This is a genomic window from Lacibacter sp. H407 (genome assembly GCF_037892605.1).
Lineage (GTDB): Bacteria > Bacteroidota > Bacteroidia > Chitinophagales > Chitinophagaceae > Lacibacter.
The window spans coordinates 3507984-3520861 of the sequence record NZ_JBBKTU010000001.1; the positions used below are offsets into that span (position 1 = coordinate 3507984).

At 41.3% G+C, this 12878-nt stretch carries 8 protein-coding genes; 3 read left to right on the plus strand and 5 right to left on the minus strand.

All coding sequences use genetic code 11. The features are described 5' to 3' along the window. Positions 1 to 149 precede the first annotated feature (149 nt). On the plus strand, positions 150 to 842 hold the full coding sequence (locus WG989_RS15255) for an outer membrane beta-barrel protein (protein WP_340430680.1): 693 nt from the start codon (positions 150 to 152) through the stop codon (positions 840 to 842). 139 nt (positions 843 to 981) lie between these two features. On the opposite strand, the gene WG989_RS15260 is transcribed toward WG989_RS15255, so the two are convergent. Next, positions 982 to 3312, minus strand: a complete 2331-nt coding sequence (locus WG989_RS15260; RefSeq protein WP_340430682.1) for a Tex family protein — start codon at positions 3310 to 3312, stop codon at positions 982 to 984. Positions 3313 to 3565: 253 nt separating this feature from the next. Here WG989_RS15260 and WG989_RS15265 point away from each other — a divergent pair, with 253 nt between their 5' ends. After that, entirely contained in the window at positions 3566 to 6565 is a 3000-nt protein-coding gene (locus WG989_RS15265; protein WP_340430683.1) for a SusC/RagA family TonB-linked outer membrane protein, read from the plus strand. Positions 6566 to 6585: 20 nt separating this feature from the next. Beyond that, entirely contained in the window at positions 6586 to 8028 is a 1443-nt protein-coding gene (locus tag WG989_RS15270) for a RagB/SusD family nutrient uptake outer membrane protein (RefSeq protein ID WP_340430684.1), read from the plus strand. Between the two features lie 54 nt (positions 8029 to 8082). Here the strand turns inward: WG989_RS15270 and WG989_RS15275 are convergent, their stop codons facing one another. From WG989_RS15275 to WG989_RS15290, 4 genes are all read right to left on the minus strand, one after another. Then, the gene (locus WG989_RS15275) at positions 8083 to 8385 is read right to left on the minus strand and encodes a hypothetical protein (protein WP_340430685.1); all 303 of its coding nucleotides are present in this window, start codon (positions 8383 to 8385) and stop codon (positions 8083 to 8085) included. Positions 8386 to 8626: 241 nt separating this feature from the next. Continuing rightward, positions 8627 to 9271 (minus strand): peptidylprolyl isomerase, encoded by a 645-nt coding sequence (locus WG989_RS15280; RefSeq protein WP_340430686.1) that lies wholly within the window; start codon positions 9269 to 9271, stop codon positions 8627 to 8629. A gap of 195 nt (positions 9272 to 9466) precedes the next feature. After that, a complete protein-coding gene (locus WG989_RS15285; protein WP_340430688.1) occupies positions 9467 to 11203 on the minus strand; it encodes a M14 family metallopeptidase in 1737 nt (578 codons plus the stop codon). Positions 11204 to 11226: 23 nt separating this feature from the next. Further along, a complete protein-coding gene (locus WG989_RS15290; protein ID WP_340430689.1) occupies positions 11227 to 12864 on the minus strand; it encodes a M14 family metallopeptidase in 1638 nt (545 codons plus the stop codon). Between the last annotated feature and the right edge of the window lie 14 nt (positions 12865 to 12878).

Genomic DNA, 12878 nt, shown 5'->3' on the forward strand with positions numbered 1-12878 from the left:
TTTAGGGCATTAAACTTCTCTTTTCCTTAATGGTCTATGCTCCGGCCTGAGTATTTTTTCGATCGTACCGAAACATGATTGACCATTCATACATCAATCGAAAAAATAGTTTGGCATACTATTTGGCAACCCTAAACAAAATTACGTTTATGAAAATCAAAATTCTTTGTCTTGCTATTTTTGCTGCAAGCATCAGCAGCGTATCAGCGCAGAACTCTTCCGTATTTATTAAAGCCGGTTATAACATGGCGAATATCTCAATCAGTGATGATGGTGCAGTAGATGAAAACAGGATGCTGTCAAGTTTTCAAGTTGGATTGCAGGGCGATATAGCTGTTATTAAAAATGTGCTTTCTATTCAACCGGGATTATTTTTCACCGGTAAAGGTTCAAAGTTGCAAAGTGGACAACCAGGCCAAAATGGCTATTTCCGCTCAGTAGTAAATCCTTACTATATCGAAGTTCCTGTAAACGTTGTTGTGAAAGCTCCTTTAGGTGGTGGCGCTAAATTTTTTGCAGGCGCAGGTCCATATGTTGCGATGGGTGTAGGGGGTAATCGAAAACTGGATTACCAGATAATTGGTGTTGCATACAATAGAACTGATAAAATTGATTTTTCAAATGATGATCCTACCACACAAGGTGAAGAGGGTGCAGGATATGGTATTCTCCGTCGTTTCGATTATGGTTTAAATGGTACAGTAGGTTTTGAAGGAGAGAAAGCAATGTTCTCGGTGAATTATGGCTTGGGTTTAGCGAAACTGCAATCAGGTGCAGATAATAACATTGATGAAAAAAACAAACATAGAGTTCTGAGTTTTACAGTCGGTTTCCGTTTGTAACAACCTGCCGGACTGAAAGAGGCGCACTGCTTAGCGGTGCGCCTCTTTGTATTTTATTGGTCACTGATGCACGCAAATCAAAACAGATGAAAATAATTGACCTTGCATTTGCTCGCAGCTGAAAGCTTACAGCTTTTGGTTACTTCCCAAATTTCTTCTTCAATGCGGCCAACGCATCATTCACCGTTAAGTTGCTTAAGTCTTCCTGTTTCTTGAAACCTGTTGCTTGTCCTTGTGGTTTTATTCTTGTTCCTCTTGCAGGTGCTTCTTGCGTTTGCTTGATTGATAATGCAATTCGTTTTCTTTGCACATCTACTTCCACCACTTTCACCATTACTTTATCGTTCAACTTTAATTTTTCAGCCGGGTCAGTAATATACTCGTGTGATATTTCTGATACATGCACCAGGCCATCCTGTTTCACACCAATATCAACAAATGCACCAAAGCGGGTGAGGTTGGTTACAACGCCGGGAATCACCATACCTGCCGTTACTTCATCAATACTGAAGATGTTGGCATATTCAAATGCCTGTACCTCGCTGCGTGGATCAAGACCGGGCTTTACCAGTTCTTTCAAAATATCATTGATGGTTAATTCACCAATGGTTTCCGTTACATATTTTTTTGCAGGGATCTGTTTGATAGTTGTTTCATTACCTACCAGTTCTTCCAGTTTTAATTGCAGATCGGCTGCCATTTTTTCAACTACCGCATACGCTTCTGGATGTACGGCACTTTTATCCAATGCATTTTCACCATCGGGTATGCGTAAGAAACCTGCACATTGTTCAAATGCTTTATCGCCGAGGCGTGGCACTTTCAATAATTGTTTGCGACTTGTAAAACGACCGATCTCGTTTCTGTACTTCACAATATTTTCTGCAATGCTGCTGTTGATACCGCTCACATAACTTAATAAATTTTTACTGGCTGTATTCAAATTCACACCCACCTGGTTTACACAACTCACAACAGTTTGATCAAGACGTTCTTTCAAACGCATTTGATTAACATCGTGCTGGTATTGTCCTACACCAATACTTTTTGGATCGATCTTTACCAACTCTGCCAATGGATCCATTAACCGGCGGCCAATACTTACAGCACCACGTACCGTAATATCTTTATCCGGAAATTCTTCCCGGGCAACTTCGCTTGCACTGTAAATGGACGCACCATCTTCATTCACCAGAAAAACAGGTAAGCCAAGATTTAATTTTTTAATGAACTGTTCTGTTTCTCTTCCTGCTGTACCATCCCCAATGGCAAACACCTGTGTCTGAAATGCATTCACTAAATGACGGATGGTTTGCTCAGCCGTATACAATTTGCCCGGCTCATGTATAAAGATGAGGTCCGTTGTTTGCAGATCACCTTTCTCATCTAAGCAAACAATTTTACAACCTGTTCTGTAACCGGGGTCAATTGCAAGAATACGTTTGCTGCCTAATGGACTGCTCAATAACAATTGACGAAGATTTTCTGCAAACACAGTAATGGCTTCTTCATCGCCCTTTTGTTTTAACTGCGAACGGAATTCTGTTTCAAGGCTTGGTTGCAGTAATCGCTTGTAGGCATCTTTGATCGCTTTCTTTACCTGTGCAGTTGATTCATTCATTCCTCTTATATATAATGAATCGATCAACTCAATGGCCAGTTCTTCTTCCGGTTCTATACTCATCTTCAACACACCCTCTGTAAAACCACGGAGTATCGCAAGGATACGATGCGATGGAATTTTATGCACCGGTTCACTGAAATCAAAGTAGTCTTTAAACTTAATGCCATCGGCTTCTTTGTCTTTCATCACTGTGCTTTTCACCAATGCCTGATCTTCAAAATATTTACGGAGTTTGGCCCGTACAAGAGCATCTTCATTCACTTGTTCCGAAATAATATCCCGTGCACCCTGCAACGCATCTTCAACCGTTGCAACTTTCTCATTGATAAACGTTGCTGCATGCTCGTTTACGGCAATATCTTTTTGTTCGAGTAGGAGGAGGGCTAACGGTTCAAGTCCGTTTTCTCTTGCAGTCTGGGCTTTAGTTTTTCGTTTTGGTTTATAAGGGAGATAGATATCTTCCAACTCATTTATTGTTGTTGCCTTGTCCAATTTAGCCTGCAACGCATCCGTCATCTTACCCTGTTCGGTAATTGTTTTTTCAATAAATGTTTTTCGTTCTGTAAATTCTTTTAAAAATTTTGCCTGATCCTGTATTTGCTGGATCACTACTTCATCCAGGTTATCGGTCTTATCTTTTCGGTAACGGGCAATAAACGGAATGGTGGAACCTTCTTCCAGTAAATCAATCACTGTTTCTACCTGCTGCACCCGCAGGCGCAATGCACCTGCGATCGTTGATGAAAATTCTCTCATGGTATATTCAAACTTGTTATGTAAAAAACGGGCTGCAATATAGGCTGGCTGACGTAGAAAAAAAAGTTGTTCATTTAAAAATGTGTTCACTAAATATTTTCATTGTCTGTGACATTGTAATGACAATATACGTGTAAAAAAATGACGTTATGTAAAAAACCGAAGAAGCATCATTTCATTCAGCATATTTTTTTTACCACTTGTCATAACATGTATTTACAAACGCAGCATCACATGAATATGTGTTGTCAATTATTTCGAAGTGTGTTTAATTCGCACACTTTAATCACCTGTTAAAAAGATTAGCAGGTATTTATCATTCATCATCTAAACCTTATCATTCATGACAAGAAAGATCCTTCGGGTTCTTCTTGCTTTTGTGATTGGATTGTTTTCTGTATCGTTTGCACAATCGCAAACTGTTACGGGAAAAGTCATTTCACAAGACGGAGAACCTCAGCCTTTTGCTACTGTACAAGTAAAAGGTACGCAAACCATTACCACTGCTGACGCACAGGGAAATTATTCCATCAATGCAAAACAGGGCGATGTACTCATTTTTACCAGCACTTCATTTGAACAGAAAGAAGTAACCGTAAATGGCGCTGTTGTAAATGTTACTGTAACCGCAACAGTAAACGCATTGAAAGAAGTAGTTGTTACCGGCTACTCTACACGTTCCAAACGTTCAAACATCGGTTCGGCTTCAACGGTTGTGATCAACGACATCCGTACGCAACCAGTTGCATCATTCGATCAGATATTGCAAGGGCAGGCGCCGGGCTTGAACGTAAAGGCAGGTTCGGGCCAGCCTGGACGTAATGCAGATCTTATCATTCGCGGACGTACATCTGTTAACGGTTCTGTTGATCCATTATTTATTGTGGATGGTATTGAAGTACGTGCAGGCGATTTCAGTACAATGAATCAGGGCGATTTTGAAAGTGTTTCTGTTTTAAAAGATGCAGCTTCCACAGCTATCTATGGTTCACGTGGTGCCAATGGTGTAATTGTTGTAACCACAAAAAAAGGAAAGAGTGGAAAAGTTCGTTTCGCTTACGATGGTCAAATTGGTATTTCCACATTGCCGGAAAATAAGTTGAAACTGATGAACACACAGGAGAAACTTGATTTCGAAATGAACGTTGCAGGAAATCCATGGGGATGGTCGCCTGCAGAAGTAGCAGCATTCCGCAATGTAAATACAGATTGGAACGATGCTGTATTTGATGATGGTAAAATGCAATCGCATCAGATCAGCGCAAGTGGTGGTAATGATAAAACCACGTTCTACACATCATTCAATTATTTCAATCAGGAAGGCGTAACCATTAATACCGGATTGGAACGTTATAATGGCCGTTTAAATCTTGCACATACTGAACGCAATTTGAAATTTGGTGTAAACTTAGCTGGTGGTTGGTCTAAATTCAGAGGAACATTTGAAGGCGATCAAAGTGTTGGCTCACCATTGAACACTGTTATCTGGGCATTGCCTTATGAAAAAGTGTATAATGATGATGGAACCTATGCAGGTTCTGTTCAATTTCCATTCTGGCTGAACCCGGTTGAAGAGTTGATCGTAAATGCGGACAACAGCTGGCAATTAAAATCAACAGGAAATATTTTTGTTGAATACAAAATTCCCGGAATCAAAAACCTTACGTATCGTTTAAATGCAGGAGGTGATTATTCTCAAACAGAAGTATTTGGAATTACAAAAAATGGAACACAATCTGCCGCACAGAATGCTGCATTTGGCAGTGCGTTTGCAGGTGAAGGTGCATTGGGAAGAAGTTTCGACCGTCGTTTCCGTGCAACCATTACCAATAGTCTTACACACAAAATTGGTTTTGGTGCAAACGACGATCATCAATTAACCACTTCGCTTTATACAGAATTTATTCGCAGAAGAGGCCGTGATTTTAATTTCACCGGTTATGGTTTGTTGTTGCCGTTTGATAACGAAGCAGGTCTTGTTGCAGGCACTGCAGCCAATGGATATATTCCAACTGTAGGTGGCGGATTTCCTGAAAACAGTTCATTGCTTTCGTATTTCGGAACAGCCGATTATTCATTCCGAAATAAATACTTCCTCTCACTTTCCGGACGTACAGATGGATCGTCACGTTTGAGTCCTGCTAACCGATGGACACAATACGGTTCAGTTGGTGCGGGTTGGGTGATCTCTGATGAAAATTTCTTTAAAGTAAATGCGATCAATTATTTGAAACTGCGTGCAAGTTTTGGTGCAGTGGGTAACCAGAATGGTATTGGCGAGTTTCCATATGTACAACAATACGGACGTGGTACATACGGCGGACAGGGTACATTAAGCATCAACCGTTTGGGAAATGCTGAACTTACCTGGGAAAAAAGAAGAACAGCCAACGTTGGTGTTGAAATGGAATTTTTCAAGAGCCGTGTAAAAACAGCCGTTGATTATTATAACAGCTTAACAACCGGTTTGTATTTTCAACCAACTGTTCCTGCTACAAGCGGTGGTGGGGGTACTTTTCTTGCTAACAATGGCAGCATGGAAAATCAGGGAATTGAGGTAAGTCTTTCATTGAAAATTATCGATGCAAAAGATTTCAGATGGACGTTTGATGCAAACTATGCATTCAATAAGAACACCATCAAATCGTTACCTGACGGACAAACATTTCAGTTGTACAAAAGCTTCCAGGCATTGCAGGTAGGAAAGCCATTAAATAGTTTTTATCTCGTACAATATGCGGGTGTAAATCCTGATAATGGGAATTCGCAATATCTGAAAGCAGATGGCAAAACACTTACGGAAGATTATGACGCTAACGATCTGACTGTGTTAGGTACGAGTGATGCGCCTCACAATGCTGGGTTTACCAATACCTTTAATTTTAAAGGACTTGAACTCTCTGCATTCTTTGTGTATTCTGCAGGTAACTATGTGTACAACAATGCACGTTACAATGTTGAGTATTATGCATACACTACGTCTGGTTTTTCACGGAATGCATTGAATGCATGGACCACACCGGGACAGATAACTGATTTCCCACGTATAGATGAAGCCACACAGGGCCAAACAACACGTTTCCTTGAAAAAGGTGATTTCCTTCGCTTGCGTAATGTAATGCTGTCTTATTCATTACCTGCTACCGTAACGCAAAAGCTGCGTATACAAGGTTTACGGCTTTTTGTACAAGGGCAAAATCTTTACACCTGGCATAAGTTCCAGGGTTGGGATCCGGAAGTATCAACCATCGTTAATGCAGATGCAAACTCCAATGCTGCTGTAAGTGGTGCACAGTACCCAACATTACGCAGTGTAAGCTTTGGTGTGAATTTAAATTTTTAATGAACGAAACTTTATAAAATATGAATATCAAAATAAAACCGGTTTACTACATCATGCTTGCCCTCGTACTTACGGGATTGGTGGCATGTAAGAAGCCGTTAGACACAGTGCCTGATACTTCATTAACGGATTTGAAGACGTTTGATGATGTACGCAGTGCTTTACGTGGTGCTTATGACGGATTCCAGAGTAACAACTATTATGGGAGCCCTGCTGCATCCGGCAGCGCCAGTGCCTGGAGTGCGTTGCCCGAATTGATGGGTGATGATTTTGTAGAAGCACTGGAAAGTTTAGGTAACTGGAATATTATGAGCGAAATGAGTTATGCATCTGATAACGGTGCTGTTGCTGCTGCTTTTATTCAACCGTATGAAATTATTTCACGGGTGAATAATTTATTGAAGTTTGTTGAAATTTACGAAACAGGTGCTACAGAAGCAGAAACAAAACGCATTAAAGCACAGGCATTGGCCATTCGTGCACATGCACATTTTGATCTGATGCGTTATTTCGCTGTTGACTTCAGTCGTAATTCAACAGCCCTTGGTGTTCCGTTTGTAACCATTTTCGATCCGCAAAAGCCGTTTGCTAACTTACCAGCACGTAACACCGTAAAAGAAAACTATGATGCCATTTTGAAAGATCTAGGCGATGCATTAGTTGCATTCCGTGATGGAGGAAACACAACGGGTAATACATCACGCAATTATATTGACAGTGCGGTTGTTTATGCCATGCGTGCCCGTGTTAATTATTATGCATCTGATTGGAATGCGGTTATTGCAGATGCAAATATTGCTTTAGCACTTCGTCCCGTAGGAAATTCAGCCGCTTATATTGCTGCCTTTTCAACAGCCGGTGAAACAGCTCCTTCTTCTGAAGTATATTGGGTTGTTCCGTCAGATAATGCGTTGCGGCCCGGTGGTGCCATCAGCGGCACCAGCCCCAACTATCGTGTAACCGTAGCAATGAGTAATATTTTGCAGACGCAGGGTGGTGCGTATGTTGATCCCGGTGTTAATCGGTTTAACCAAGCCGGATCAGGTGGCATACAGCGTACCTTGTCGTGGAAGTATCCGGGTGTACGCAGCTTCAAAGTTTTTCGTGCCGGTGAATTGTTGTTGATGCGTGCCGAGGCAAAACAACGCACCAACGATCTTACAGCGCTAGCTGATCTCAATTTGTTGCGTACGAATCGTGGCGTTGCAATTGGAGCTGAAGTTGGCCCTGCTTTACTCGATGCTATTTTGTTGCTGCGCCGGGTTGAACTGTTGGGCGAAGGCCATCGATGGTTCGATCTGCGCAGAACAACCAAAACGATTGCACGTGCAGAATGTGGTGTTGCCAATGGCTCACGTGCCGACAATTGCAATATCGGGCCTACGTCCAGATCATGGACATTCCCAATTCCATTCAATGAAATAAAAGTGAATGCAAACCTTGTACAAAATCAAGGTTATTAAATTGCAGATAGTTACAGAAAAAGCTGTTCGGTGTAAACCGAACAGCTTTTTTGCTTATTGCGGATGTTGTTCTTCCTGCTCCGGCATATTCGCCGTCATTACTTCTTCAATTTTATCATGCAAAACACTGGTTGAATTGATCACCCAGGAAGGTAGATCGTGACTGTCCATGATCTTCCATGATTGATCTTCCTTAATCATTTTGAAGAGCAGGCGATTACCACGTTCATCGGCAACATCAATGCTGAACTGACCTTCCTGTAAGCCACCGAGTTTCCGAAAGTTGAATTCACGTAAGCGTCCCTCTGCCTTAATTAAACGGGTGAACTGAATGTTTTTAACGAATATTAGTTTCATCTATTCAAATTTATTTTTGTGCGCCTGATGTTGTTTACAGAAGATGAACCGCGGCATATAGAGATGCCACTTCATTTTCGGCCAATTTCATCCGTAAGCATTAAAAAAGTGTTGTTTGGTTGTACTGAAGCGGAAAGGGGGTGAAAACAAGCAACAAATCCCGTGCTTATTTTGGTATTTGTGGAAAAGATTTACTTATTTGTCTTTCGTCAGCACTGCAAAGGTAGGTGAGATGGGGCGATTAATCGGAGCTTTTAACAATCCGTACTTCTTTGATCAAATCGAGGCCGGGAAACCGTTTCAGAAGATAAGCATTCCCTTTAAAATACACCGAATCGGCGGCACGCATGGTATCGTTTCCATAATCAGAAAAAAATTGCCGCACTACATCCATTCCGGTGATCACTTTTGCAAACGGAACAAATCCTTTCACGCCGGCAGACTGCAAAGTGTCGTAGGTGAGGTTGTTGCGGAGATTGATAAACACCGATGTTTTACGTGTATTGGGTGCGCCCCGTGAAAAGCAGAGTGTACTGTCGGTGTTGGAACCAACTACCGGCTCGTCCTTTAAGTTTTTGCCTTGCCAGAAAATATTCTTTTGCTTGTCTTCACTTACGCCGAACTGCACGAGATAGTCTTTTACCACACGGAACACAACGGTATTGTTGTAATAACCACTGCGTATGAGTTGATAAAAACGATCGGCACCCAACGGCGACCAATTACGGTACACTTCCACGGTGAAATTCCCTTTGCTGGTGATGAATTCTGCTTTGAACGTGTCCGGTGCTTTTAGCTTTAAAAGATTGGCATCCGTTTTCAATAGCTGTGCATGGGTTTGCAAAAGAAGGAAAGCATTGAATATAAAAAGCAGCACTGATTTCATAGTAAAGAGTTGATGCTGAAAATTACAAAGCTTTCTGCAAACAGACTGTAATAAAAAATCCTCACAACTTAGTTGTGAGGATTTTCTTTGTGTTCCCCGTGAAAGTCTTTGTATTCTTTGTGCTACTGATTTTTGTTGCACGAAGTACACAAAGGAAACGGAGAGCGTCGTACTTCTTACCTCGTACTTCACTCGTTATTTTTTCGCCACACCACCTTTCTTACTATCAACACTGATCGTGTACTTCCCACTTCCCTGTATTACCCAACGAACAGTAACAGTTGATAAGCCGGGAATATTCTCGATTTCAATTTTCTCAGGATTACTTGTTTGTTCTGTTGTGATGTTGAGATCAGCATTTTCAACGATCATTCCTGCAATAGCTTTTACACCGCTGATCGAAATATAATCAGGACGTTCAATTTTATATTTCAGATCATGACTGCTGTGCGTTGGCATAATACGGCTGTTTGAAATAACTGCAGTTACTTCTTTCAATCCGTTACCTAAATCTTTTTCAATAACCGTATCAACTTTTAACAAAGGAGTGTGATACGCATGATAGATGGTAAATGCCATATTGCGATGTGCATCACTCTCCAATAAAAAGCCCGGATGTGCACGACCGAAATTTTTCTTAAAACCACCAATTTCAATTTTGCCGTATTGCGGATGATCGTATTCATGCCAGTCAACAAATGCATCTTTGAACAGGAGATAAGTATCAAAGTTGAAATTGGTATTATCCTGCGGATTTCGGGTTGCATCTTTGTTGAACATCAAATACGGTGTCCATAATTCGTTTGAATACGTATAAATGCCACGACCTCCGTAGAACCAATCAAGTTCACCACCGTAAGCAGGGTAGAGGTCTTTATGAACAACGAGATAACGGTAACCGGGAATCAATTCTTCACCTTTCTTTGCAATGATATCATACACCTGTATGTCTTGTGGATTGTAGGTTACCTGATCTGTCGGATCACCGGGGCCACGTAAGATCATACCACCTGCATTGTGATACGATTGTGCACCTGCAATATTCGGATGCTTCATCACAAAATCCATTACGGCTCTTGTTTCAGGTAATGAGAAGGGATATTTATAAGCACCATTTTGTATGTAGTTTGGTTGCCATCCCCAGCCCCAGTCACGGTTAGGATCGTATTGAAACGTGTACCCATCTTCGTTCACCACACCATCACCATCATTATCTTTTCCTTCAAGTCCAAGCATTTCATAATCGCCTTTTTCATCGGGGCCAACCTGTATCATTCTGCGTGGATCAGATGGATCAACACGTAAACGTCCATTTGGATTTTTGCGGCGCATGATCAATACTTCATTATCACCATCCAGATCATCATAACCATCTTCATCAATTAAACCATCACGATCATTATCAATCGGCAATACGCCTGAACGTGGTGAACTTCCCGTATTTGGTTCGTGAAAATAACTATCCCGTCCATCCGGGTTGATGGTTGGAACAATATAAAAAACTTTATCAGCCAATAACTCTTTGATGAAGCGTGTGTCTTTAAACGATTCTGTTAAATACCATGCGGTGTACATCGAAAACTCTGCACCCTGCACTTCGTTAGAGTGAATGTTGCCATCGATATACATGCCGGGTTTTTGATCTGCATTACCCGTTTTAAAATCGGTGATGGTAAGGCACCAGATATCACGGCCTTTAAATGATTTACCGATCGATTGGAGTTTTGCTAACTCCGGGTGCGCTGCTGCAATCTTTTTCAGGATATCTGTTATACCTGCATGATCGTAATAACGGTTCCAGCTAACCGCAACTTTAGGGTTGGCTGGTGAGCCTGCTGCTTTAAATATCTGATCAGCAGTTTGTGCTGTTGCAAACAGTGCCGTAACGCTGAATGCAGTTGCTGCGATGAATTTTTTTATCTGAAGTTTCATTTTGTAATTTTTTAACGTGAACATTAAAGCGTAACCTCAATTGTTTTTGTTCCTGTTGTTGGACTGCCAGCTTCAATGGTTACTTTCCCTGTTCCTTTGATGAGCCATGTAAGTTGTTTGGAACTGTAACCTTCCAATGCATTTAGCAATTGGATCTTTTTTCCACTGATGATCGATTGGGAGCTATTGTTGTTCACTTTTACATTAATGCGTTTTACCCAGTAACTGCGTTCGCCCAGTTTCGAATGTGAAGGCAATGCAGATTTGTTGATCACATCAAGTGTAACTCTTGTTAATCCATTCGCCAGTTTTTCTGTTTGCACATTGATGATGTCGATGTCCGGTTGTGCTGCTGCCAATTTTATTAAAAAGCTGCTGTGCTTTTTCACTAAATCAGCAACAAGCGGGTAGGGAGGTGTGTTCAATGCAAACGGATCAACTCCGCCCACTTCAACTTTTTGATTGGGGAAATCAGGATGCTGAATTGTTTTCCATTCGGTAAACACATTGCTGATGTTTTGTTGCGATGCCCAGCGGAGATAATTTGCTGAAGGATCTTCTACCGTAAATGCTTTTTCATTCTTTGCAGTATCAGGTTTTGTTTTCGGCACCCACCAGCCGGGTGTACTGAAACTGAAGCGGCCATAATGATAATAACCCCAGGATAGCAGATCACCCCCATTCACTGATGATGTTGGCGCATCTTTCAATCCAACAGTTTTGTTATAGAGTTCGCTTACCATGCTGTTCACTTTTGTATCGGGCATCAACCAGCCAGCAAGAATAGGAGCCGTTGCTGCTTGTGCATTAAAAGAGTAAGGCGTACTTAAATTATTATTGCTGCTGAAACTGATCACTGCATATACATTAAAGCGATCAAACAATTCATCCAGCAATGCTCTTGTTTCTTTCTCTGATGCAGGAAATTCACCTGAGCCTTGTGAAAAAGAAGGATGTTTGAAAGTTAAATTCTTATTGAACCAAACACCGCCTTCACCATCTTCATTAAAGCTGCCGTCTTTATCATTGTCTTTTCCTTCTGCAAAAACAAGATAGTTTCCTTTTTCACCTTTGCTTACATCAGCTTTGATCAGCACTCTCGGATCATTTGGATGAACACGATGTGTACCAATTGGTGATTCAACACGCATCCAGGTGATCTTGCCATTACCATCAAGATCATCGTATCCGTCTTCATTGCTGTTGCCATCACGATCGTCATCCGTTGATGTAGCATTGCCCTGGCGTTCGTAACGAAGCGATGCAAAGTATTGTTCCATTGCATCAGGACTCATATTCGGAAAAATGTAGTACGTGGTTTTGTTGAGCAGGTTTTTGATACTGTCGGTTGCAATGCCCTGCATCAGTTGTTCTGCAAAACCGATGGCAAGTTCAGTACTAAATGGTGCATTTCCTTCCACACCACCAATTACTGCAATAGCAGGTTTTGTTTCTGTATTGCCGGAGCCGATAGTGATCTGCCAAATGTCTTTACCGCCGTTTGTTTTCGTAAGCGATTTTACTTTTACCCATTGCGGATTTGCTTTTGCCAACGCATTGATGCGGTTGGTTTGCTGGGCAAAATTGCTGTAGCCTGTTTGCGCTGTTATGCTATTGTAACATAACAGACAAAAGAAATAAATGCCTATTCTTTTCATCATAAAGAAATTGTTTT